Raw genomic sequence first — 22,800 nt, forward strand, 5'->3', positions numbered from 1 at the left:
GTGCTCGACGTCGGCTCGCCGTTCCCGTTCGCCCATTTCGTCCTGCGGCTCGACCCGCTCGCCGGCCTGATGGTTGCCGTGATCTCGTTCCTCTCCGCCGTCTCGGCGATCTTCTCGCTCGCCTATGTGCGCGAATACGAAGGCCGCGGCGTCGGCGCGATGGGCTTCTTCCTCAACCTCTTCGTCGCCTCGATGGTACTGGTCGTCGTCGCCGACAACGCCTTCTGGTTCCTGGTCTTCTTCGAGATGATGTCGCTCGCCTCGTATTTCCTGGTGATCTTCGACCAGGACGAGGAGGCGGTGTCGGCCGGCTTCGTCTACTTCCTGGTCGCCCATGCCGGCTCGGTCGCCATCATGGCGGCCTTCTATCTGATGGCGAACGTCGCCGGCAGCTTCGACTTCTCCGCCTTCCGGGCCGCGCATCCCTCCGAGCCGATCGCCTCGATCGTCTTCGTGCTGGCGCTTCTCGGCTTCGGCGCCAAGGCCGGCATGATCCCGCTGCACGTCTGGCTGCCGCGCGCCCATCCGGCGGCGCCGAGCCACGCCTCGTCGCTGATGTCGGGCGTGATGATCAAGATCGGCGTGTTCGGCATCGTCAAGGTCGGCATCGACCTCTTGGGCGGTGACGTGCTGTGGTGGGGCGTGCTGGTGCTGGCGCTCGGCGCCATCTCGTCGGTGCTGGGCGTCGTCTACGCGCTCGCCGAGCACGACATCAAGAAGCTCCTGGCCTACCACTCGGTCGAGAATATCGGCATCATCCTGCTCGGCGTCGGCACCGGCATGATCGGGCTCGCCGCGCACCAGCCGCTGGTCGCGGTCGTCGGCCTGATGGCCGGCCTCTATCACCTGGTCAATCACGCGGTGTTCAAGGGCCTGCTCTTCCTGGGCGCGGGCTCCGTCATCTTCCGCATGCACACCAAGGACATGGAGGAGATGGGCGGGCTCGCCAAGGCGATGCCGTGGACGTCGATGTGCTTCCTCGTCGGCGCTCTGGCGATCTCGGCGATCCCGCCGCTCAACGGCTTCGTCTCCGAGTGGTTCACCTATCAGGCGCTGTTTGCCGCCGCGCTCGACGGTACCTTCCTGGTGAAATTCGCCACCCCGGTTGCCGCCACCATGCTGGCGCTGACCGGCGCGCTCGCCGTGATGTGCTTCGTCAAGGCCTATGGCGTGATCTTCTCGGGCGCGCCGCGCAGCAAGCACGCCGAGCAGGCCCGTGAGGTGCCGGTCGCGATGATCGCCGGCATGGTGGTGCTCGCCATCGCCTGCGTCGGGCTCGGCCTCGCTGCTCCCATCGTGGCGCCCGTGATCGGCGCCATCGCCGCGGCGACGCTGCATGCGCCCGTGGCCGTGCTGGCAGACGGCGCCGTGGTGCAGCCTGGCGATCCGGCCCACGCCGTGTTGTCGACTCCGCTGGTGGCGCTCCTGCTCGTCGCGCTCGCCGCACTGCCCGCGATCCTGATGACGGTCTGGGCGGCCGCGCGCTCCGGCGCTCGCCGTGCAACCGCGCCGTGGGCCTGCGGCTATCTGCCGAACAGCCACATGGCGGTCTCGGCCGCGAGCTTCGCCCAGCCGATCCGCATGTTCTTCCGCCCGCTCTACGAGGTGCGCAAGGACGTCGCGGTTGTGTCGACGGCGATCGCGCATCGCTTCGAGACCGTGGTGGCACAGGCGCGCCGCAGCGAGCCTCTGTTCGACCGCGCTTTGGTCGCGCCGGTGATCGAGGCGGTCGGGGGCATCGGCCGCAGCGCCCAGCGGCTGCAGGGCGGCGACTTCCGCATCTACTGCCTCTACATCGTCGCGGCGCTGGTCGCCCTCCTGCTCGTCACCCTTCGCTAGGAGCTCCGTCGTGCCCAGCCTGAGCCACTTCGCCCTCGCCGTCGTCCAGGCCGTGCTGCTGCTCGCCGCGGCGCCGCTCCTGTCCGGTTTCATGCGCGTCGTCCGCGCCAAGATGCACACCCGGCGCGGGCCGGGCGTGCTGCAGGACTACCGCGACCTGATCAAGCTGATGAAGCGCCAGGACGTGCATCCGCCGGCCTCCGGCTTCGTCTTTCGGCTGATGCCCGTGATCATGCCGGCGACCCTGCTGGTCGTCGCCATGGGTACGCCGGTGATCACCCGCTTCGCCCCGATCGACGCGCTCGGCGATCTGATCACGACCATCTACCTGTTCGCTCTGGCGCGCTTCTTCTTCGCGCTGTCCGGCATCGACTCGGGCTCGTCCTTCGCCGGCATCGGCGCCAGCCGCGAGCTGACGCTGGGCGTGCTGGTCGAGCCGGTGATGATGCTGTCGCTGTTCGTCGCCGCGCTGCTCGCCGGGTCGACCAATCTGGGCACCATCGGCGCCGCCGTCGCCTCGCTGTCGATGCATTCCGCCGCCGCCACCCTGATGGCCGCCGCCGCCTTCGGCTTCGCCGTCTATATCGAGCTCGGCAAGCTGCCCTACGACATGGCCGAGGCCGAGCAGGAGCTGCAGGAAGGCCCCCTCACCGAGTATTCGGGCCCCTCGCTCGCCATGGTGAAGGTGTCGCTGTCGCTCAAGCAGCTCCTCGTCGTCGCCTGGTTCGTCGCCGTGTTCCTGCCCTTCGGCAACGCCACCTCGATGGCCCCGCTCGATCTCGCCGCCGGCCTCGTCGTCTTCGTCCTCAAGGTGCTGGCCATCTTCGCCGTGGTCGGCATCGTCGAGAACAGCGTCGCCCGCACCCGCTTCCGCCTGACGCCGCGCCACTCCTGGCTCGGCGTCGGCATCGCATCGCTCGCCTTCGTCTTCTATCTCGCCGGCTTGTGAGAGCGACAGGAGAACCCCGATGATCGACCTCGCTCTCGCCACCATCCTGCTGCCGGTCGCCGGCGCCGTGCTGGTGGCGCTGTCGCCCCACGCCGCCGCCAAATGGATCTGCCAGCTCTTCGCGGCGCTCGCCGTCGTCGCCGTGCTGACGCTGGCCTTCCAGTTCTCCGAGGCCGGCAAGGTGCCGGTCTCGGCGACCCTGATCGCCTATGGCGACACCGCCATCCTCGGCTTCACGGTCGACACCGTGTCGGTGCTGGTCGCGGTCGCCGTGGTGGCGATCGGCTTTTTGATCGCGGTCTATTCCGGCGCCTATCTCTCGGCCGGCAATCGCGAGCATCCCGACACCGGACGGCGGCGCTTCTTCGCCTTCCTGGCGCTGTTCGTCGGCGCCATGGCGGGCCTTGTCTTCACCGACACGCTGATCGGCCAGCTCGTCTTCTTCGAGATCACGGGCGCCTGCTCGTGGGCGCTGATCGGCTACTACGAGAAGCCGAAGTCGCTCTACTCGGCCGCCAAGGCGCTGATCATCACCCATGTCGCCTCGCTCGGCCTCTATGTCGCGGCGAGCGTCTTGTTCCTCGAGACCCACACCTTCTCGCTGTCGGCGATCGCCGATCTCGGCGCCACCGGCAAGACCATCGTGCTGATCGCCATCCTGGTCGCCGCCTGGGGCAAGTCGGCGCAGCTTCCCTTCCACATGTGGCTGCCCGACGCCATGGAGGCGCCGACCCCGATCAGCGCCTATCTGCACGCCGCCTCGATGGTGAAGGTCGGCGTCTACATCGTCGCCCGCGCGCTGATGTCGTCGAACGGCGCCCCCGAGATCGTCGGCTGGGTCGGCTCGGCGATGGCGATCGTCACGCTGATCTACGGCTTCGTGATGTATCTGCCGCAGGCCGACCTCAAGCGGCTGCTCGCCTACTCGACCATCACGCAGCTCGCCTACATCTTCCTCGCGCTGTCGCTGTCGGTGTTCGGCTCGAAGCTCGCCTTCAACGGCGCCATCGCCCATGTGTTCAACCACGCCTTCGCCAAGACGCTGTTCTTCCTGGTCGCCGGCGCGCTGAGCTACACCACCGGCACCCGAATGCTGCCGGTGCTGCGCGGCGTCCTCTCGAAGGCGCCGCTGATCGGCGTAGCCTTCGTGGTGGCGGCGCTCGCCATCACGGGCGTGCCGCCCTTCAACGGCTTCTTCTCGAAGTTCGCGATCTTCGCCGGCGGCTTCTCGGTCTCGCAGGCGCATCCGCTGCTCTACGTGCTGGTCGTGATCGCGCTCGTCGAATCGGTCGGCAGCTTCGCCTGGTTCCTGAAATGGGTGGGCTGGACCGTGCCCGGCAAGCCGACCGAGCCGGTCGCCGCCGCCGCGCCGCTGCCGCTCGCCATGGGGTTCGTGCTGGTCGTGCTCATCGCCATGTCGGTGTGCTCGAGCTTCATCGCCGCGGCCTGGCTCGGCTGAAGGGGGAGACGATGTCCGGATTTCATCTCGTCAACGGGCTCTCGGGCCTCCTGATCGTCACCTCGCTGTTGGTGATCACGGCGCGCCGGCCGTTCAACTCGGCGGTCTTCTACGCGTCCCAGTCATTCGTGCTGGTGCTGGTGTTCCTGGCGCTCGCCGGCGTCACCGGCTCGCACGAGCTCTACACCTGGTCGGCCACCGCGCTCGTCACCAAGGTGATCCTGGTGCCGGTGATCATGGCGCGGGTGTTCGGCAAGCTCGACGATCCCAAGCTCGGCTCGGGCGAGCGCATCTCGCCGGCGCTGTCCGTCATCCTCGCCGCCGTCGTCGTGGTGCTGTGCTTCGTCGTCGTGTCGGGCGTCAATCTGCGCACCGCCGAGGCCGTCAAGCCGGCGCTCGCCATCTCGCTCGCCCACTTCTTCCTCGGGCTCGCCTGCATCGTCACGCAGCGGAACATCCTCAAGCAGGTGTTCGGCTATTGTCTGATGGAGAACGGCTCGCACCTAACTCTCGCGCTGCTCGCCGCAAACGCGCCCGAGCTGGTCGAGGTCGGCATCGCCACCGACGCCATCTTCGCGGTCGTCGTCATGGCGGTGCTGGGCACCCAGATCCACCGCACCCTGGCGACCCTCGACGCCGACCAGCTCACGACCCTGAAGGGATGATCGCCATGACGTCCTCCGTCCTGCCCTATCTCCTCTTGTTCGGGCCGCTGGTCGGGGCCCTGGCGATCTTCGCCGTGCCGGTCGGCACCGGTCCGTCGCGCGTCGTCGAGGCTTTGCACGTGGCGTCGATCACGGCCGTGCTGGCGCTGGCGCTCGTCGCCGGCGGTACGGCGCTCGCGGCCGGCCCGATCTCGGCCTTCGACCACTGGCTGCTGATCGACCCGCTCGCCGCGATCTTCATCGGGCTGGTCGGCGTCGTCGGCTTCCTCACCGGGCTCTACTCGCTCGGCTACATCCGCCACGACGTCGCCCACGGCCTGCTGACGCCGGCGCGGCACAAGCTCTATTACGGCTTCTTCAACCTGTTCCTGTTCACCATGCTGCTCGCCGTCACGGCCAATAACATCGTCATGATGTGGGTGGCCATCGAGGCGACGACGCTCGGCTCGGCTTTCCTGGTCGGCATCTACGGCAAGCGCTCGTCGCTCGAGGCGGCGTGGAAATACGTGATCATCTGCACGGTGGGCGTCGCCTTCGGGCTCTACGGGACCGTTCTCACCTTCGCCAATGGCTCGGAAGTGCTGGCGGACCCCGAAGGCGCCATTCTCTGGACCACGCTGGTCGCCAACGCCCGCTTGCTCGACCCGATGCTGGCCAAGCTCGCCTTCGTGTTCGTGCTGATCGGCTTCGGCACCAAAGCCGGCATCTTCCCCATGCATGCCTGGCTGCCCGACGCCCACTCCGAGGCGCCGAGCCCGGTCTCCGCGCTGCTCTCCGGCGTCCTGCTCAAATGCGCCCTGTTCGTGATCATCCGCTACTACGCCATCACGATCCAGGCGGTCGGGCCCGAGTTCCCGCAGATGCTGCTCCTGGTGCTCGGCTTCCTGTCGGTCGGGGTCGCCTCCTTCCTGTTCTTCGTCCAGCAGGATCTCAAGCGCAAGCTGGCCTATTCGAGCGTCGAGCATATCGGCCTGATCCTGCTCGGGCTGGGCTTCGGCGGCCCGCTCGGCATCGGCGCCGCGCTCCTGCACGCCGTCAACCATTCCTTCGCCAAGGCGCTGCTGTTCTGCGGCTCCGGCAACGTGCTGATCAAGTACGGCAGCCGCGATCTCGGCACCGTCAAGGGCCTGCTGCGGGTCGCGCCGGTCTCCGGCGTGTTGATGATGGCCGGCGCGCTGGCGCTCGCCGGCTTCCCGCCCTTCAACGTCTTCGTCAGCGAGTTCATGGTCTTCAACGCCGGGCTCGGTGCCGGCTGGGTGTGGTTGACGCTCGCCTCCGCGCTGCTGCTCACCGTCACGGTTGCCGGCTTCGTCCAGATCGTCTCCGGCTCGGTGCTGGGCAAGGCGCCCGAGAGCGTCCGCAAGGGTGACGTCGGCGTCGCCGCGCTCGCCCCGATGGTGGTGCTGATGGCGCTGGTGCTGGCCTTCGGCTTCGCGGTGCCGGGGCCGGTGACGACGCTGGTCGGCCGCGCCGCCGAGCTGGTCGAGCGCGGCGGCAAGGCCGCGGCCGAGCCGCCCACCGTGATTTACGGCCTGTCGACGCCGCTGCGCGTCGAGGCGGCCAGCCGCTGACCGCACGGGAGACTGATCATGCACGCGCCAACCGCTACACCCGATGCGGCCCGGGTCGGGTCCGACACCATCGCGGCTCTTCGCCTGAAGCTGCCGCATGCCGTGCTCGACGAGAGCTGGCAGACGCCGACCCAGGCGACCCTGACGGTCAAGCTCGACGAGCTGCCGAACGTCGTCTCGACGCTCTATCACGAGCACGACGGCTGGCTGTCGGTGATGGCCGGCAACGACGAGCGGACCATCAACGGCAATTTCGCGCTCTACTACGCGCTCTCGATGGAAGGCGCCGAAAAATCCTTCATCGTGGTGCGGGCCGAGGTGCCGGCCGCGACCGAGGAGTTCCCCTCGGTGACGCCGCTGGTGCCGGCCGCCGTGTGGCACGAGCGCGAGGTGCGCGACATGTTCGGCCTGACGCCCGTGGGCCTGCCGGACGAGCGCCGGCTGGTGCTGCCGGACGACTGGCCGGACGGCCTGCATCCGCTGCGCAAGGACTCGATGGACTATCGCCTGCGGCCCGAGCCGACCGGCGACGACGAGACCTATCAGTTCAAGAACGACGCCAAGGGCGAGACCACCGTGGTCCCGCTCGGGCCGCTGCACATCACCTCGGACGAGCCCGGCCACTTCCGCCTGTTCGTCGACGGCGAGGACATCATCGATGCCGACTACCGGATGTTCTACGTCCATCGCGGCATGGAGAAGGTCGCCGAGACCCGGATGGGCTACAACGAGGTGACGTTCCTGGCCGACCGCGTCTGCGGGATCTGCGGCTACGCCCATTCGGTCGCCTACACGACCTCGATCGAGAACGCGCTCGGCATCGCCGTGCCGGCCCGCGCCCAGGCGATCCGCTCGGTGCTGCTGGAGACCGAGCGGCTGCACAGCCATCTCCTCAATCTCGGGCTCGCCTGCCACTTCGTCGGCTTCGACACCGGCTTCATGCAGTTCTTCCGCGTCCGCGAGAAGACCATGACGCTCGCCGAGATGCTCACCGGCTCGCGCAAGACCTACGCGCTCAACCTGATCGGCGGCGTGCGCCGCGACATCCTGGGCGAGCAGCATGTCGCCACCCTGCGGCTGATCGGCGAATTGCGCGAGGAGGTCACGCGGCTGGTCGAGATGCTGCTCGCGACGCCCAATCTCGAAGGCCGCGTCAAGGGCGTCGGCATTCTCGATCCCGGCATCGCCCGCGAATATTCGCCGGTCGGCCCGACCGTGCGGGGCAGCGGCCACCGGCGCGACACCCGCGTCGACCACGCCTTCGCGGGCTATGGCGGGGTGGCGATGCCGGTCAATGTCGGCGACGGCTGCGACGTGCTCTCGCGCACGCTGGTCCGCGTCTCCGAGTTCTTCGACAGCCTGTCGATCATCGAGCAGATCCTCGCCGATGCGCCGGGCGGGCCGGTGCTGACCGAGGACTTCACCTACAAGCCGCACAAGTTCGCGCTCGGCTTCACCGAGGCGCCGCGCGGCGAGGACATCCACTGGTCGATGACGGGCGACAACCAGAAGCTGTTCCGCTGGCGCTGCCGGGCCTCGACCTACGCCAACTGGCCGGTGCTGCGCTACATGCTGCGCGGCAACACCGTGTCGGACGCGCCCTTGATCGTCGCCTCGATCGACCCCTGCTACTCCTGCACCGACCGCGTCACCGTCGTCGACGTCAACAAGGCGTCCAGCGTCACCGTCCCGTACAAGGAGATGGAACGCTACTGCCGCGAGCGCACCAACTCGCCGCTGAAGTGAGAGGGACGACCGATGTTCAAGCTCCTGAAGGAAGTCCTCCGCACCGGTGAGGCGACCGTCAAATATCCCTTCGCGCCCGTCGAGGTGGCCAAGGATTTTCGCGGCAAGCCGGAGCACCAGGCGGCGAACTGCATCGCCTGCGCGGCCTGCACGGTCGCCTGCCCGGCTAACGCGCTCGGCATGGAGACGGATGCCGGGGCCGGCACCCGCACCTGGTCGATCAACTACGGCCGCTGCGTCTTCTGCGGCCGCTGCGAGGAGGTCTGCCCGACCGATGCGATCCGGTTGACGCCGGACTTCGAGCTCGCCGTCGCGGTGAAGGCCGACCTCGTCCGCACAGCGGTGTTCCGGCTGGCGCCCTGCGTCGCCTGCGGCAAGCCCTTCGCGCCCGAGAAGGAGGTCGCCTACGTGACCGCGCTGATCGAGGCGACGGCGCCGAGCGAGGCCGACGCCGAGCGGCGCCGCCAGCTCGTCGCCACCTGCCCGGCCTGCAAGCGCGCGCACGATCTCGGCCAGATCGCCGGCAGCCGCGTCGTCCGCGCCATGGAGACCTCCCGATGACCCGCCACATCACCGAGACCGACGTCCGCGCCGCCGGGCCGTTCGCCAAAATCGACACCCCGGCCGACGTCGTGCGGATGAAGTCGGCGCTGCTGAAGGACATCCGCCGCTCGGCCTATGTCTACCGGGTCGATTGCGGCGGCTGCAACGCCTGCGAGATCGAGATCTTCGCCTCGATCACCCCGGTGTTCGACGCCGAGCGCTTCGGCATAAAGGTGGTCGCCTCGCCGCGCCACGCCGACATCCTGCTGTTCACCGGCGCCGTCACCCGCTCGATGCGGATGCCGGCGCTCCGCGCCTACGAGGCGGCGCCCGATCCGAAGATCGTCGTCTCCTACGGCGCCTGCGGTGTCTCCGGCGGCATCTTTCACGATCTCTATTGCGTGTGGGGCGGCACCGACAAGATTCTTCCCGTCGACGTCTACATCCCGGGCTGCCCGCCGACCCCGGCCGCCACCGTCTACGGCTTCGCCGTGGCGCTCGGCCTGCTCGGCCAGAAGCTCAAGGCCGAGACCCACGTGCAGGCCGAGGGCGAGCGCGTCGCCGTGGCCCATCCGTCGATCCCCTACAATCTGCGCGTCCTGGTCGAGCGCGAGGCGCGCCGCATGGCCGGCTACCGCCAGGGCGGCGACATCGCCGAAAAGTTCCTGGTGATGCTGGAGCAGCCCGGCCTGGTGCCGCTCACCGATCGGATGAGCACGTTCGCCGCAGCCGAGACCGACCCGCGCGTCGCCGAGATTCTCGCGCGCCTCGGCGACGTGGTGACGGAGGCGATCGCATGACCGGCGAATCGATGAGCCAGGACCGCCATCCCGAGGTGCTCGCGCAGCGAGCCTCGACGGATGACGGCCCCGGACGGCCCGGGCCGTCGCCCTTCGAGGCCCGGCTGCGCCGGGCACCTCAGGGTGACGGGAAATTCCCCGCGACGAGCGCTTCGGCCGCCGAGATCGTGTTCTACCAGCTCGACGCAAAAATCCTCGAGCGCGAGACGGACATTCCGAAGCAGGCCCGCGAGGTCGTCTACTACTCGCTGGCGATCGGCCACCATGTCGGCGTGTTCGACTGCTTCAAGCCGATCCTGCGCTGCTCGGTCGATTTCTACGAGCGGCTGGTGGCGGCCTTCCCGGACGGCGACGCGCGAAAAAAGCTCGACGGGCTCCGGCGATTCGGCGAGATCATCATCGACAAGACCCACACCAGGCTGCTCGGCGCCGCGATCGAGACGGTGCGCGACGCGGTCGGCGAGGAGGAGGGCGCCTGGCTCGACACGCTCACCGCCTCGCTCGCCGCCATCGAGCGCGAGCCGGCCATCTATCTGATGGGACGGAGGCGGTCGTGAGCGGCGTGGTGTTCACGGTGGGCAACAGCCTGATGGGCGACGACGGCGCCGGCCCGCTGCTGGCCGAGCTGTTGGAGACCGACGGGGCCGAGGGCTGGACCGTCGTCGACGGCGGCGCCGCGCCTGAGAACGTCATGCATGTGGTGCGCCGCGGCGCGCCGGATCACGTCGTCCTGGTCGACGCCGCCGACATGCAGCTCGCGCCTGGCGAGGTCCGGCGCATCGACGAGGCGCAGGTGGCCGACTGCTTCCTGATCTCGACCCACGCGATCCCGCTCAATTTCCTCATCGCCTCGCTGAAGGAGACGGTGCGGCGCGTGACCTTTCTCGGCATCCAGCCGGCCCGGGTCGAGTTCTTCGCCGACATGACGCCGGCCGTGCGCATCGCCGTGGTGAATTTGCATCGGCGCTTGAGGGAGGGTCGCGACATTCACGACATCCCGGCGGTCGCCTGATTCACGAGACCACCGGCGCCTCGAGCGCGCCGCGTGCACCCCATAAACTCGAAAGAGGTTTGCAGAGACAGGAGCTATCCGATGGCAGCGGACAACCAAATTTTCGGTTCTGACGCCTACTCGCCGGCCGAGATCCAGGACAAGGTCGAGAAGCTCGGCGTCAAGAAGGCGCGCATGCCGTTCCTGCCCGAGTTCATGCTGGCGGTCGTCGCCGGCGGCTCGATCGGGCTCGGCGGCATGTTCTTCACCATCGTGCTGGCCGATCCGACGCTGGGCTTCGCCATCCAGCGCGTGCTCGGCGGCACCGTGTTCGCCCTCGGCCTCGCTTTGGTGATGATCGGCGGCGCCGAGCTGTTCACCGGCAACTGCCTGATCGTGATGGCGTGGTGGAACGGCCAGATCCGCACCGCCGAGGTGATCAAGAACTGGATCATCGTCTGGCTCGGCAATCTGGTCGGCGCCCTCGGGCTCGTGTTCCTGGTGGTCATGGCGCACCATCCCGATCTGAACAACGGCGCGATCGCCACCGCGGCGCTCAAGCTCGCCGTCGGAAAAATCCAGCCCGACATGGTGACCATCTTCTTCAAGGGCATCCTGTGCAACGTGCTGGTCTGCCTCGGCGTGTGGCTCGCTTATGCGGGCCGCTCGGTCGCCGACAAGATGGCCGGCATGGTGCTGCCGGTCGCCTGCTTCGTCGCCGCCGGCTTCGAGCACTGCATCGCCAACATGTATTTCCTGCCGCTCGCCTGGATCCTGGTCGTCACCGATCACGTGCCGGCCGGCCTCGACGTGTCGGTGATCACGCTGCCGGGCATCATCCACAATCTGGTCCCGGCGACGCTCGGCAACATCGTCGGCGGCGCCGGCTTCGTCGGCTTCGTCTACTGGGTGATCTACCGCAAGGGCCTCGGCGGCCTCACGCCCCTGCCGGCCGCGCCGGCGTCGTCGACCGAGCCGACCGGGCCGCGCGTCGCCGCCCGCTGATCGACCCGGTCGCCGCCCGCGCGACCCACGCGACACGACGCCTCCCACGGGAGGCGTCGCCCCCGGAGCCGATCCGTCGTGCTCTCCTGGCCGCCGCTTCTCGCCGCGAAAGATGCTCCGATGCTCGTCGAACGCCCCGCGGCCGCCCGGCCGGCCCTTCTCGACACCTTCGGCCGCCGGGTCGATTACCTGCGCGTCTCGGTGACCGACCGCTGCAACTATCGCTGCACCTATTGCCTCGGCGAGCATCCGGTGTTCGTGCCCAAGCGCGAGGTGCTGAGCCTCGACGAGCTCGACCGGCTGTGCTCCGCCTTCGTGCGCTGCGGCGTGCGGCGGCTGCGCCTCACCGGCGGCGAGCCGCTGACCAGGCGCAATATCGTCGCGCTGGTGCGCTCGCTGTCGCGCCATCTGTCGAGCGGTGCGACCGCGGGTGGTCTCGACGAGATCACCATGACGACCAACGGTTCGCTGCTCGCCCGCTTCGCCGGCGAGCTGGCCGAAGCCGGACTGCGCCGCATCAACGTGTCGCTCGACACGCTCGATGCCGAAACCTTCGCCCGCGTCACCCGCGGCGGCGATCTCGCCTCCGTGCTGGGCGGCATCGAGGTCGCCCGCGTCGCCGGCCTGACGGTCAAGCTCAACACCGTGGTGCAGGCCGGCGTCAACGACCGCGCGATTGCGGATCTGGTCGGCTACGCGCATCGCCGCGGCATGGACCTGTCGCTGATCGAGACCATGCCGGTCGGCGCAGTCGCCGGCGACCGCGCCGGCGGCTTCGTGCCGCTCGATCATGTCCGCGCCGCGCTCGAGCAGCGCTTCACGCTGGTCGATCTGCCCGAGCGCAGCGGCGGCCCGGCCCGTTATGTCCGGGTGGTCGAGACGGGCGGCCGCATCGGCTTCATCACGCCGATGAGCCACGGCTTCTGCGCCGACTGCAACCGCGTCCGCGTCACCTGCACGGGCAAGCTCGTGCTCTGCCTCGGCCGCAGCGGCGCCGTCGACCTGCGCGCCGCGCTGCGGTCGAGCGAAGGCGACGATGCGCTCGTCACCGCGATCCACGATGCCGTCGCGCGAAAACCACAGAGCCACAGCTTCGCGCTCGACCAGCTCGGCCGCCCCGCCATCGCCCGCGGCATGAACGCGACCGGCGGGTGAGGTCTCGCGTCAGGTTGCCGTCGTCATGGCCGGGCTCGTCCCGGCCATCCACGATCTTGCTGACGAAGACGCCGAAGACGATGATTGCCGCGACACGCGCGGCCATGACGAGCTTTTTGATCTGGGTCCCCGCCTCACTCGTGCAGGTCGGCACCTGCGATGCGCTCGGCCCCGGCATACACGGTGAATCGTCCGTCGCGGGCGAAGCCGAGGAGGGCGACATTCGCCTTGGCGGCGAGGCCGACGGCGAGCGAGGTCGGCGCCGAGACGGCGGCGATCAGGCCGATGCCGGCCGCCGCGGTCTTGTGCACCATCTCGTAGGAGCAGCGGCTCGACACCATCACGAAGCCCTCAGCCGGATCGATGCCGAGCGCCGGAAGCGCGCCGATCAGCTTGTCGAGTGCGTTGTGGCGCCCGACGTCCTCGCGCAATGCGAGGATCCGTCCGCTCGCGTCGGCGAAGGCGGCGGCATGCACGGCCCCGACCCGTTGGTTGAGCGCCTGCAAGCCGGGCAGTTCGGCGATGGCGCGGCGCACCGCGGCCGGCGCGACGACGAGCGGCGCCGTCACGCGGGCCACCGGCCGCAAGGCCTCGGAGAACTGGTCGACACCGCACAGCCCGCAGCCGGTGCGGCCGGCCAGTGCGCGCTTACGGGTGGCGAGCGCCAGCGCCCAGTCTGCTCCGATCGCGACGCGCACCTCGATGCCGCGGGAGACCGGCACCACCGCGATCGATTCGATGTCGGCGAGCGAGCCGACCACGCCCTCGGTGAGCGAAAAGCCGCGGCCGAAATCGTCGAGATCGGCCGGCGTCGCCAGCATCACGGCGAACGGCGTTCCGTTGTAGATCAGCGCGACCGGCACCTCCTCGGCGACCGTCTCGCGCCGCCGCCCGGCCGTCTCCTCGGTGACCAGCCAGCAGTCGTCGATCCGGCAGCTTCCCGCCTGCACATCGGCGACCGCGACACCCTCGCTCGGTCCGGTCGGCATCGGCTGTGTCCGCACTGTCTCGGCTCGCTTTCGAAGCGGACAATCGTCAGTAAAGAAGCCGAAGGCAATATGTAAATATGCGGAAGCGCCATGTGTATCGTACAATATAAATTGGCTGTGAAAGTAATAAGCAATGTATATCGGGCGATAGATAAATGCGATCATTCGCCTCCGCGCCGCTCCTGCCGGTGCCGCCGCGACCGCCGCGTGCGACGGCGGAGCGCGGGCGCGCGGGTGGCGCCGCCGTCGAGACGGTTGCCGGCGAAGGCCGGATCGGACATCGTGGTGCCGTGATGGGGCATCACGCGGCTCCGACGACGGTTGGCCGGCCCGCTTCGGTCACCCGGCGACGCATCGCGGCGCCGGCGCAGCTCGCGTCATTGCCCGACCCCGACCCCGACCCCGACTCCGATCCCGCTTCGCACGCCAGGAGATCTCGATGACAACTGCCCGCGACCTCGCCCGCACCACGACGGCCGCCGCAGCGGTGCTGCTCGCCGCCGCCGACGTGGCCTCCGCGCATGTCGGGCTCACCCCGCATGTCCACGGCTTCGGCGACGGCTTCGTCCATCCGCTGCTCGGCGTCGATCACCTCGCCGCCATGCTGGCGGTGGGCCTGTGGTCGGCGACGCTGGGCGGCGTCGCCATGCTGGCCGTGCCGGCGGCCTTTGTCGGCCTCCTGGTCGCCGGCGCCGTGCTGGCGACCTCGGGCGTCGCGCTGCCGGCCGTCGAGCCGATCGTCACCGCCTCGGTGGTCGTGCTCGGCCTGCTGGTCGCGCTGAAGGTCCGCCTACCGGTCGTGGCCGCCGCCGCGGTGGTCGGACTGTTCGGCCTGTTCCACGGCTATGCCCACGGCGCCGAGATGCCGGCCGCCGCGGCACCGCTCCTCTACGGGCTCGGCTTCGTCTCGGCGACCGCGCTTCTGCATCTCGCCGGCATCGGCGTCGGCCTGGTGCTCGGCCGGGCGCCATGGCAGCAGGCGGCCCGCGTTGCGGGCGCCGGCGTCGCCGCGCTCGGCGTGGTGCTGGCCGTGCTGGGATGAGGCGATGGACCGCGCACGCGCGCAGACGAGTGCGGCGGCGCCGTTCGACGCCGGCCGGGTGATCGTCTCGGCCGCCCTGGCGGACGGTCGGATCGCCGCGGCCGCGGTGCGCGGCGACCGGCCGCGTGGCCTCGCGGCCGTGCTGGCCGGCCATCCGCCCGCCGAGATTCCGGACATCGTGCGACGACTGTTCGCGCTGTGCGGCATGTCGCAGGCGACGGCGGCGACGCATGCGTTGCGGATGGCCGGCGCCGCCTTGGCGGAGCCGGACGCTCATGCCGAGCGTGACGCGCTTTTGGCCGAGCGTCTGGTCGAGCATCTGCGGGCGACCGCGATCGGCTGGAGCGCCGCCGTGCCGCTGCTGGCGTCGGAGCGGCCCGCGTTGCCGGCGGCGCTGTCCGCCGCCGCCACGGCGCCCGTGAACGCGGGCGCGCTCGCCGCGGCGCTCGACCGGCTCGGCTTCCTCGACGGCCGGCGGGCCGGCGGGACGGCCGGCGGCAGGCCCGGCTCGTGGGCGGACCGGTTGCTCGGCTATGCGGCCGCGGGCCCGAGCCTGTCGGACCAGACGCCCGATCCGCTGTCGCGCGCCGACGACGCAGCCGTGCTGGCGGCGCTCGATCGCGACGGCGAGGGTTTCGCCGCGACGCCGCACCTTCCCGGCCGGCGGCCGCAGACCGGGCCGGCGGCCCGCGCCGTGCTCGACGGCGTCCCGGTCGACGACGCGGCCGCGCGGCTGTCGGCGCGCTTCGCCGAGATCGCCGCCGCGGCGGCGCATTTCTGCGGCGAGCGCCGGCTGGAGCGCGACGCGCTGGTCGCGGCCGGCCGGCTCGCCGAAAAGACCGGCTGGGCCGCCGTGGAGACGCCGCGCGGCCGGCTCCATCATCTGGTCGCGCTGGACGGGGCCGGGCAGGTCGCCCGCTATCAGATCCTGGCGCCGACCGAATGGAACTTTGCGCCCGACGGCCCTTGCGCGAGCGCGCTGGTCGGCGCCGGGATCGGCACCGACGCGATGGCGCAGGCCACCGTCGAGCTCACCATCGCGCGGCTCGCCTCGCTCTACGATCCATGCGTCGAATGCCGGGTCGAGATTCTCGACGCGGACGGCGCCGAACTCCCCGAAGCGGCGGATATGCGCCGCGCCACCGATCTGGAGGTCGAGTGATGTGCACGGTCTGCGGTTGCGGCACCGGATCGATCGAGCCCGGCGCCGAGGCGGGGCAAGAGGCGCATGCGCATGCCCACGAGCATGCGCACGCTCATGCGCACGCGCACAGCCATGCGGACGGCACGACCCACAGCCACGCCCACAGCCATTCGCATTCGCACGATCACGCGCATGCCCATGATCACCACCACGACCACGACCACGACCACGATCATGATCATCATCACGAGCACCTGCACGAGCACGGCGTCCCGCATGATCACGACCATGCGCACGACCACGCGCACGCTCATGATCACGACCATGTCCATGCCCAGGATGGCGCGCTCGACTACGGCGCCGGGCTCGGCGGCGCGCATGTGCCGGGCCTGAGCCAGGCCCGGATCGTCAAGATCGAGCGCGACATCCTCTCGCACAACGACGCCCATGCGGCGGCGAACCGTGCCCGGCTCGCCGCAGCCGGCGTGTTCGCGCTCAATCTCGTGTCGAGCCCGGGCTCGGGCAAGACGACGCTTCTGGTGCGCACCATCCAGGACCTCGCCGGCAAGCTGCCCGTCGCCGTCATCGAGGGTGACCAGCAGACCTCCAACGACGCGGCGCGGGTGCGCGCCACCGGGGCGCCGGCGATCCAGATCAACACCGGCAAGGGCTGCCATCTCGACGCCCACATGGTCGGCCACGCGCTCGATCAAGTGCCGCTGCCTGCGGGCGGCGTGCTGTTCGTCGAGAACGTCGGCAACCTCGTTTGCCCCGCGGCCTTCGATCTCGGCGAGGCCCACAAGGTGGTGGTGCTGTCGGTCACCGAGGGCGAGGACAAGCCGCTCAAATATCCCGACATGTTCGCGGCCGCCGACCTGATGCTCCTGAACAAGTCCGACCTGCTGCCGCATGTCGAGTTCGACGTCGCGGCGTGCGTCGCCAACGCGCTGCGGGTCAATCCGCGGCTGAAGACTCTCGTTGTCTCGGCCCGCACCGGCGAGGGGCTGTCGGCCTTCTATGCCTGGCTCGAAGCGGGCGCGGCGCTGGCGGCCGGCATGGCCCGCGCCACCGCGCCGTCCGCAGCGCCGGGATGAGCAATGCGATGCTGACCGTCCCGCCCGACCGCCGCGGCGCGCCGGTGTCGCGCGAAACGATAAGGCTGCGCGGCGTCGTGCAGGGCGTCGGCATGCGGCCCTTCGTGTTCGGCCTCGCCGAGCGCTTTGCGCTTTCGGGATCGGTCCGCAACGACGCCGAGGGCGTGCTGATCGAGGCGGAAGGGCAGGGGCTCGACGCCTTCGTGGCGGCGCTCGCCGCCGAGGCGCCGCCGCTCGCCCGCATCGACGTCATCGAGCGCAGCATGCTGGTGCCGACCGGCGGACGCGGCTTCGTCATCGCGGAGAGCGTCGGCGGCCGTGCCGCGACTCGTATCCCGGCGGACGCCGCAACATGCGACGCGTGCCTCGACGAGCTGTTCGATCCCGCGAGCCGCTTTCATCTCTATCCGTTCGTCAACTGCACGCATTGCGGCCCGCGCTTCACCATCACGCGCCACGTCCCCTACGATCGCCCCAACACGGCGATGTCGGGTTTCGCCATGTGCCCGGACTGCGCGGCCGCTTATCAGAACCCGCGTGACCGCCGCTTCCATGCCGAGCCGGTGGCCTGTGCGCGCTGCGGGCCGCGGCTGAGCCATTCGATCGCCGACATCGCCGCGGCGATGCGCGCCGGAAACATCGTCGCGCTGAAGGGCATCGGCGGCTTTCATCTGATGTGCGATGCGACCAACGAGCCGGCCGTGGCCGAGCTGCGCCGGCGCAAAGCGCGCGAGGCGAAGCCCTTCGCCGTGATGGTCGCCAATGCCGCATCGCTCTCGCTGTTCGGCGAGGCGAGCGCCGCGCATGTCGCGCTGGCGAGCCGGCCGTCGCGGCCGATCGTGCTGATGCCGCTGCGCCGCGCCGCCGGCGAGCCGGCGCTGGCGCCGTCGATCTCGCCGGGGTTGGCGCAGGTCGGCCTGCTGCTGCCTTACGCCCCGGTCCATCATCTCGTGTTCCATGCGCTGCTCGGCGCACCAGAGGGCAGCGACTGGCGCAGCGCCCCCCAAAAAATTGCGCTGGTCGCCACCAGCGCCAATCCGGGCGGAGAGCCGCTGGTGGTCGACGACGCCGATGCGCAGCGCCGGCTCGCCGGCATCGCCGACCTGATCGTGACGCACGACCGGCCCATCGTGGTGCGGGCCGACGATTCGGTGATGACCGTGATCGACGGCGCGCCCGCCGTCATCCGCCGCGCCCGCGGCTTTGTTCCCGAGCCGGTCGATCTCGGCACCGACGGGCCCTGCGTGCTCGCGGTCGGCGCGCATCTGAAAGCGACCGTGACGGTGACGCGCGGGCGCGAGGCCTTCGTCTCCCAGCACATCGGCGATCTCGACACCGCCGAAACGGTGAAATTCTATCGCAAGACGATCGCGCATCTGACCAGTGTGCTCGACGTGACGCCGGAGCGCGTCGCCTGCGATCTGCATCCCGACTACCGCTCGACCCGCTTCGCCGAGGAACTCGGCCTGCCCGTTACCCGCCTGCAGCATCATGCCGCGCATGTCGCCGCGATCGCGGCCGAGCACGGCCGCAAGAGCCCGGTGCTCGGCGTCGCGCTCGACGGACACGGCCTCGGCGATGACGGCGGCAACTGGGGCGGCGAGCTTCTGCTGGTGGACGGCGCGGCGTTCAGCCGTCTCGGCCACCTCGCCCCGCTGGCGCTGCCCGGCGGCGACCGCGCCGCGCGCGAGCCCTGGCGCATGGCGCTGGCGGCGCTCAAAGCGATCGGTCGCCTCGACGAGGCGGCGTCGCGGTTTCCAGAAATTTCGATCGCCGGCGCGCTGGCCAAGCGGATGGCATCGCAGACCGATACGTCACGGCACAGCGCCCCTTCTGCTTCTCCCCGCGCGCGGGGAGAAGGTGGCTCGCCGCGCAGCGGCGAGACGGATGAGGGGGCGCTTCTGTATCCACGAGACGCCCCCTCACCCGACGTCCGCGCTGATCGCGCGGACGTCGACCTCTCCCCGCGTGCGGGGAGAGGTGAGGGGACGGCGACCACCACCAGCCTGGGGCGGCTGTTCGATGCGGCGGCGGGTCTTCTGGGGCTGCGCACGCATCAGGACTACGAGGGGCAGGCCGCCATGGAGCTCGAGGCCCTGGTCGGAACACCCCTTACGCTGGATCACGGTTTCGTCTGCCGCGACGGCGTGGTGAACTTTTCGCCGCTGCTGGCCGCGCTCGCCGACACGCGGGATCGGCGCGCCGGCGCGGCGCTGTTTCACGGCACCCTGATCGACGGCCTCGCCGCCTGGATCGCCGCGGCGGCCGCGACGCACGGGCATCGCGAGGTGGCGCTCGGCGGCGGCTGCCTGATGAACCGGGTGCTGGCCGACGGGCTCGCTTCGGCGTTGCGGGGCCGGGGGCTGGTGCCGCTGCTCGCCCGCGCCGTGCCGCCGAACGACGGCGGCCTGTCGCTCGGGCAGGCCGCGATGGCCCGCGCCGCCATGAACGATCCAGCGAGCGCGTTCGCGCTCGCACCGACATCCTGAAGGAGGCGACCATGTGTCTCGCGATCCCGGCCCAGGTGACCGAGCTTCTGCCCGACGGCATGGCCAAGGTGTCGCTCGACGGTGTCTCAAAAGCGATCTCGGTCGCGCTGCTCGACAGCGTCGCGCCCGGCGACTACGTCGTCCTTCACGTCGGCTACGCGCTCGCCCGTATCGACGCCGAGGAGGCCGAGCGCACCCTGGCCTTGCTGGCCGAGGCCGGCGCCGTGCGAGCCGCGGAGGTCGCGTCATGAGATATGTCGACGAATACCGCGACGGCGTCCTCGCCAAGTCCATCGCGGCGGCGATCAGCGCGGAGGCCGAGCCGCATCGACGTTATCACTTCATGGAGTTCTGCGGCGGGCATACGCATGCGATCTCGCGCTACGGCATCGAGGATCTGTTGCCCGAGAACCTGCGGATGATCCACGGCCCCGGCTGCCCGGTCTGCGTGCTGCCGGTCGGCCGCATGGACGACGCCATAAGACTCGCCCAAAGGCCCGGCGTCACGTTGTGCACCTATGGCGACCTCATGCGGGTGCCGGGCTCGGACGGGTCGAGCCTGCTCAAGGCCAAGGCGGCGGGCGCCGACATCCGCATGGTCTACTCGACCCTCGACGCACTCAAGATCGCCGAGGCCGAGCCCGGCCGCGAGGTGGTGTTCTTCGCCATCGGCTTCGAGACGACGACGCCGCCGACCGCGGTGGCGATCGAGATCGCGGCCAAGAAGGAGCTGAAGAACTTTTCCGTGTTCTGCAATCACGTGCTCACGCCGGCGGCGATCCGCGCCATCATGGAGAGCCCGGAGGCGAAGCGCGGCGAAGTCTCGCTCGACGGCTTCGTCGGCCCGGCGCACGTGTCCACCGTGATCGGCACGGCGCCCTACGAGTTCTGCGCGACGCTTTACCGCAAGCCCGTCGTGATCGCCGGCTTCGAGCCGCTCGACGTGATGCACGCGATTCTGATGCTGGTCCGCCAGGTCAATGAGGGCCGCACCGAGATCGAGAACCAGTACATCCGCGCCGTCACGCCGACCGGCAACGAGAAGGCGCAGGCGCTGGTGACGAAACTGTTCGAGCCGCGGGAAAGCTTCGAGTGGCGCGGCCTCGGCGAGGTGCCGTTCGGTGCGCTGAAGCTGCGCGACGTCTATGCGCGCTTCGACGCCGAGACGCGCTTCTCCATCGTCACTCAGAAGGCCGAGGACAATCCCGCCTGCGAGTGCGGCGCCATCCTGCGCGGCGTCAAGCGGCCGGCCGACTGCAAGCTGTTCGGCACGGTCTGCACGCCGGAAAACCCGATGGGTTCCTGCATGGTCTCGTCGGAAGGCGCCTGCGCGGCGCACTGGACTTTTGGGAGATTCCGCCAGCACGCCAGGACGAGGCCCGAGGTTCTGCCCGCATGACAACGCATGTTCCGCCGCGCCCGCGCCACAGAAAGCTCGACCTGACAAACGGGCGCGTCGAGCTCACCCATGGCGCCGGCGGCCGTGCCATGGCGCAGCTCATCGCCGACATTTTCGCTCCCGCACTGGCGAACGAATTTCTGGCGCAGGGCAACGATCAGGCGGCGATGCCGCTGCCGGGCGCCGCAAACGGAAAACTGGTGATGACGACCGACGGCTACGTCGTCTCGCCGCTGTTCTTCCCGGGCGGTGACATCGGCTCGCTCGCCGTGCACGGCACCATCAACGACATCGCCATGAGCGGTGGCGTGCCGCTCTATCTGTCGGCGAGCTTCATCATCGAGGAGGGATTTCCACTCGCCGACCTCGATCGCATCGCCAAAAGCATGGGCGCGGCGTCGCGCGCCGCCGGCGTGCCGGTGGTCACGGGCGACACCAAGGTGGTCGAGCGCGGCAAGGCGGACGGCGTGTTCATCTCGACCGCCGGCATCGGCGTGGTGCCGGCAGGACTCGTCCTGTCGGGAGATCGGGCGACCCCCGGCGACGTGGTACTCCTCTCGGGCTCGATCGGCGACCACGGCGTCGCCATCATGTCGAGCCGCGAGAACCTGGAGTTCGAGACCGCGATCCTGTCCGACTCCGCCGCCCTGCACGGGCTGGTCGCCGCCATGGTGGCGGCCGCCGGGGCGCATCTCAAGCTGATGCGCGACCCGACCCGCGGCGGCCTCGCCGCGACGCTCAACGAGATCGCCCACCAGTCCGGCGTCGGCATCGTCATTGCCGAGGAGGCGATCCCGGTGAAGGCCCAGGTGGCGGCGGCCTGCGAGCTTCTGGGGCTCGAGCCGCTCAACGTCGCCAACGAGGGCAAGCTGACCGCTGTGGTCGCGCCCGAAGGCGCCGACGCGCTCCTGGCCGCCATGCGGGCGCATCCGCTCGGCCGCGACGCGGCGATCATCGGCACGATCGTCGAGGACAAGCACCGCTTCGTCCAGATGACCACCGCCTTCGGCGGCGGCCGCATCGTCGATTGGCTCGCCGGCGAGCAACTCCCCAGAATCTGTTGACGGCGGTCTGACCCTCTCCCGAGGGGAGAGGGTCAGGCGCGAGCGCAGCTCGCGGCCGGGGTGAGGGGCGGATGCGTCTATGGCTGATCTCGGCACCCCCTCACCCGCCGCGCGTGCCGCGCGGCGACCTCTCCCCGCCGGGGAGAGGTGAAGAGGCGGCCGTGGCGTGGACTCCGCGCCTTACTTCAGCGCCATCCGCTTGGTCGGTGTGGCGGCGGGCGGCGGGGTGGCGGAGGCGGGCGACAGCACCAGCGTCAGCCAGACGTTCCAGCCCTCGGGCCGGTTCTCCGACTCGAACTCCTTGTAGGCCTTCAGGTTGAGATAGCCCTGAACCTCGCCCATCGGCACGATGTAGCCGACCTGCGCGCCGACGCTCATCACCCGCGACTCGAAGCATCCGACCCGGGCGCCGGTGCCGCTGTCGCAACTGATCTGTTGATACAGGTAGCCGACCAGGCCGATCTGGAGCTGTTTTGTCAGAAACTGCGACGCCCCTGTTGATTTCCACTGAGAAGTGACCCAGGCCGCGGGGATTTTTCCACCGAGAATTGACCCATGTTCGACCCTCCCCGGACGCGATTCGTTCGGGGGACAGCGGAGTGATCGACATGGAGTTATTGAGCGTCATCCGTCGGTGGCACCACCGGAACCATTACTCGATCCGGGAGATAGCTCGGCGCACCGGACTTTCCCGGAACACTGTCCGCAAGTATCTGCGATCGGACGGAGTCGAACCGCGGTTCAAAGTTCCCGACCGCCCCAGCAAGCTCGATCCCTATGCCGACAAGCTGTCGGCGATGTTGGCTGGAGAGGCGATGCCGGGAGCTGTGGTCCCTGACACCGCACGGCTCGCGAC

General features: G+C 69.7%; 22 protein-coding genes. 20 read left to right on the forward strand and 2 right to left on the reverse strand.

The annotated features are described in order from the left end of the window. The 12 genes from hyfB to moaA form a co-directional block, all read left to right on the forward strand. Positions 1-1,839 (forward strand): hydrogenase 4 subunit B (hyfB, locus tag HXX10_RS27565; RefSeq protein WP_296526532.1); only part of this gene is annotated, 1,839 nt, incomplete at its 5' end. A 10-nt stretch (positions 1,840-1,849) separates the two neighbouring features. Further along, on the forward strand, positions 1,850-2,788 hold the full coding sequence (locus tag HXX10_RS27570; RefSeq protein WP_296526533.1) for a respiratory chain complex I subunit 1 family protein: 939 nt from the start codon (positions 1,850-1,852) through the stop codon (positions 2,786-2,788). A 19-nt stretch (positions 2,789-2,807) separates the two neighbouring features. Then, positions 2,808-4,247, forward strand: coding sequence for a hydrogenase 4 subunit D (locus tag HXX10_RS27575; protein WP_296526534.1), 1,440 nt, complete (start codon positions 2,808-2,810; stop codon positions 4,245-4,247). Between the two features lie 11 nt (positions 4,248-4,258). Next, the gene (gene hyfE, locus HXX10_RS27580; RefSeq protein ID WP_296526535.1) at positions 4,259-4,912 is read left to right on the forward strand and encodes a hydrogenase 4 membrane subunit; all 654 of its coding nucleotides are present in this window, start codon (positions 4,259-4,261) and stop codon (positions 4,910-4,912) included. Positions 4,913-4,917: 5 nt separating this feature from the next. After that, entirely contained in the window at positions 4,918-6,483 is a 1,566-nt protein-coding gene (locus tag HXX10_RS27585) for a hydrogenase 4 subunit F (RefSeq protein WP_296526536.1), read from the forward strand. Positions 6,484-6,501: 18 nt separating this feature from the next. Next, positions 6,502-8,229, forward strand: coding sequence for an NADH-quinone oxidoreductase subunit C (locus tag HXX10_RS27590; protein WP_296526537.1), 1,728 nt, complete (start codon positions 6,502-6,504; stop codon positions 8,227-8,229). Positions 8,230-8,241: 12 nt separating this feature from the next. Next, complete coding sequence (locus HXX10_RS27595; RefSeq protein WP_296526538.1) at positions 8,242-8,790, forward strand: formate hydrogenlyase complex iron-sulfur subunit; 549 nt, start codon at positions 8,242-8,244, stop codon at positions 8,788-8,790. Continuing rightward, a complete protein-coding gene (locus tag HXX10_RS27600) occupies positions 8,787-9,572 on the forward strand; it encodes an NADH-quinone oxidoreductase subunit B family protein (RefSeq protein WP_296526539.1) in 786 nt (261 codons plus the stop codon). The genes HXX10_RS27595 and HXX10_RS27600 overlap by 4 nt, the downstream gene beginning before the upstream one ends. Next, entirely contained in the window at positions 9,569-10,129 is a 561-nt protein-coding gene (locus HXX10_RS27605; RefSeq protein ID WP_296526540.1) for a formate hydrogenlyase maturation HycH family protein, read from the forward strand. Before HXX10_RS27600 ends, HXX10_RS27605 begins: the two co-directional genes overlap by 4 nt. Further along, entirely contained in the window at positions 10,126-10,584 is a 459-nt protein-coding gene (gene hycI / locus HXX10_RS27610; RefSeq protein WP_296526541.1) for a hydrogenase maturation peptidase HycI, read from the forward strand. The genes HXX10_RS27605 and hycI overlap by 4 nt, the downstream gene beginning before the upstream one ends. Before the next feature lie 81 nt (positions 10,585-10,665). After that, entirely contained in the window at positions 10,666-11,568 is a 903-nt protein-coding gene (locus HXX10_RS27615; RefSeq protein ID WP_296526542.1) for a formate/nitrite transporter family protein, read from the forward strand. 120 nt (positions 11,569-11,688) lie between these two features. Then, positions 11,689-12,723, forward strand: a complete 1,035-nt coding sequence (moaA, locus tag HXX10_RS27620) for a GTP 3',8-cyclase MoaA (RefSeq protein ID WP_296526543.1) — start codon at positions 11,689-11,691, stop codon at positions 12,721-12,723. A gap of 134 nt (positions 12,724-12,857) precedes the next feature. Here moaA and fdhD read toward each other — a convergent pair whose 3' ends face one another. Further along, a complete protein-coding gene (gene fdhD / locus HXX10_RS27625; protein WP_296526544.1) occupies positions 12,858-13,712 on the reverse strand; it encodes a formate dehydrogenase accessory sulfurtransferase FdhD in 855 nt (284 codons plus the stop codon). 439 nt (positions 13,713-14,151) lie between these two features. Here fdhD and HXX10_RS27630 point away from each other — a divergent pair, with 439 nt between their 5' ends. Genes HXX10_RS27630 through hypE form a run of 7 tightly spaced genes read left to right on the forward strand, consistent with a single transcriptional unit; the run spans position 14,152 to position 21,944 of the window. Further along, the gene (locus HXX10_RS27630) at positions 14,152-14,754 is read left to right on the forward strand and encodes a HupE/UreJ family protein (protein WP_296526545.1); all 603 of its coding nucleotides are present in this window, start codon (positions 14,152-14,154) and stop codon (positions 14,752-14,754) included. A 4-nt stretch (positions 14,755-14,758) separates the two neighbouring features. After that, entirely contained in the window at positions 14,759-15,916 is a 1,158-nt protein-coding gene (locus tag HXX10_RS27635) for a nickel-dependent hydrogenase large subunit (protein ID WP_296526546.1), read from the forward strand. Then, the gene (gene hypB / locus HXX10_RS27640; RefSeq protein WP_296526547.1) at positions 15,916-16,992 is read left to right on the forward strand and encodes a hydrogenase nickel incorporation protein HypB; all 1,077 of its coding nucleotides are present in this window, start codon (positions 15,916-15,918) and stop codon (positions 16,990-16,992) included. The genes HXX10_RS27635 and hypB overlap by 1 nt, the downstream gene beginning before the upstream one ends. Positions 16,993-17,000: 8 nt before the next feature. Next, positions 17,001-19,481, forward strand: coding sequence for a carbamoyltransferase HypF (hypF, locus tag HXX10_RS27645; RefSeq protein ID WP_296526548.1), 2,481 nt, complete (start codon positions 17,001-17,003; stop codon positions 19,479-19,481). Between the two features lie 11 nt (positions 19,482-19,492). Beyond that, positions 19,493-19,732 carry a HypC/HybG/HupF family hydrogenase formation chaperone gene (locus HXX10_RS27650; protein WP_296526549.1) on the forward strand — a complete coding sequence of 80 codons (240 nt, stop codon included), beginning with the start codon at positions 19,493-19,495 and terminating at the stop codon, positions 19,730-19,732. Next, positions 19,729-20,880: a hydrogenase formation protein HypD gene (gene hypD, locus HXX10_RS27655; protein WP_296526550.1), complete on the forward strand. Its 1,152-nt coding sequence runs from the start codon at positions 19,729-19,731 to the stop codon at positions 20,878-20,880. Before HXX10_RS27650 ends, hypD begins: the two co-directional genes overlap by 4 nt. Next, positions 20,877-21,944: a hydrogenase expression/formation protein HypE gene (hypE, locus tag HXX10_RS27660; RefSeq protein ID WP_296526553.1), complete on the forward strand. Its 1,068-nt coding sequence runs from the start codon at positions 20,877-20,879 to the stop codon at positions 21,942-21,944. The genes hypD and hypE overlap by 4 nt, the downstream gene beginning before the upstream one ends. Positions 21,945-22,124: 180 nt before the next feature. Here hypE and HXX10_RS27665 read toward each other — a convergent pair whose 3' ends face one another. Further along, complete coding sequence (locus HXX10_RS27665) at positions 22,125-22,562, reverse strand: transporter (protein WP_367142042.1); 438 nt, start codon at positions 22,560-22,562, stop codon at positions 22,125-22,127. Here HXX10_RS27665 and HXX10_RS27670 point away from each other — a divergent pair. Next, the coding region (locus HXX10_RS27670) for a helix-turn-helix domain-containing protein (protein ID WP_296526554.1) at positions 22,553-22,800 on the forward strand (248 nt) is incomplete at its 3' end. The genes HXX10_RS27665 and HXX10_RS27670 overlap by 10 nt on opposite strands.

The sequence above is a fragment of the Rhodoplanes sp. genome (assembly GCF_013377085.1).
Lineage (GTDB): Bacteria > Pseudomonadota > Alphaproteobacteria > Rhizobiales > Xanthobacteraceae > Rhodoplanes.

Excerpts from the sequence above, each read along its gene's own strand:
- HXX10_RS27575 (WP_296526534.1), top strand. The coding sequence starts at position 2,808 with ATGATCGACCTCGCTCTCGCCACCATCCTGCTGCCGGTCGCCGGCGCC.
- hyfE (WP_296526535.1), top strand. The coding sequence starts at position 4,259 with ATGTCCGGATTTCATCTCGTCAACGGGCTCTCGGGCCTCCTGATCGTC.
- HXX10_RS27585 (WP_296526536.1), top strand. The coding sequence starts at position 4,918 with ATGACGTCCTCCGTCCTGCCCTATCTCCTCTTGTTCGGGCCGCTGGTC.
- HXX10_RS27590 (WP_296526537.1), top strand. The coding sequence starts at position 6,502 with ATGCACGCGCCAACCGCTACACCCGATGCGGCCCGGGTCGGGTCCGAC.
- HXX10_RS27595 (WP_296526538.1), top strand. The coding sequence starts at position 8,242 with ATGTTCAAGCTCCTGAAGGAAGTCCTCCGCACCGGTGAGGCGACCGTC.
- HXX10_RS27600 (WP_296526539.1), top strand. The coding sequence starts at position 8,787 with ATGACCCGCCACATCACCGAGACCGACGTCCGCGCCGCCGGGCCGTTC.
- HXX10_RS27605 (WP_296526540.1), top strand. The coding sequence starts at position 9,569 with ATGACCGGCGAATCGATGAGCCAGGACCGCCATCCCGAGGTGCTCGCG.
- HXX10_RS27615 (WP_296526542.1), top strand. The coding sequence starts at position 10,666 with ATGGCAGCGGACAACCAAATTTTCGGTTCTGACGCCTACTCGCCGGCC.
- moaA (WP_296526543.1), top strand. The coding sequence starts at position 11,689 with ATGCTCGTCGAACGCCCCGCGGCCGCCCGGCCGGCCCTTCTCGACACC.
- fdhD (WP_296526544.1), bottom strand. The coding sequence starts at position 13,712 with ATGCCGACCGGACCGAGCGAGGGTGTCGCGGTCGCCGATGTGCAGGCG.
- HXX10_RS27630 (WP_296526545.1), top strand. The coding sequence starts at position 14,152 with ATGACAACTGCCCGCGACCTCGCCCGCACCACGACGGCCGCCGCAGCG.
- HXX10_RS27635 (WP_296526546.1), top strand. The coding sequence starts at position 14,759 with ATGGACCGCGCACGCGCGCAGACGAGTGCGGCGGCGCCGTTCGACGCC.
- hypB (WP_296526547.1), top strand. The coding sequence starts at position 15,916 with ATGTGCACGGTCTGCGGTTGCGGCACCGGATCGATCGAGCCCGGCGCC.
- hypF (WP_296526548.1), top strand. The coding sequence starts at position 17,001 with ATGCTGACCGTCCCGCCCGACCGCCGCGGCGCGCCGGTGTCGCGCGAA.
- HXX10_RS27650 (WP_296526549.1), top strand. The coding sequence starts at position 19,493 with ATGTGTCTCGCGATCCCGGCCCAGGTGACCGAGCTTCTGCCCGACGGC.
- hypD (WP_296526550.1), top strand. The coding sequence starts at position 19,729 with ATGAGATATGTCGACGAATACCGCGACGGCGTCCTCGCCAAGTCCATC.
- hypE (WP_296526553.1), top strand. The coding sequence starts at position 20,877 with ATGACAACGCATGTTCCGCCGCGCCCGCGCCACAGAAAGCTCGACCTG.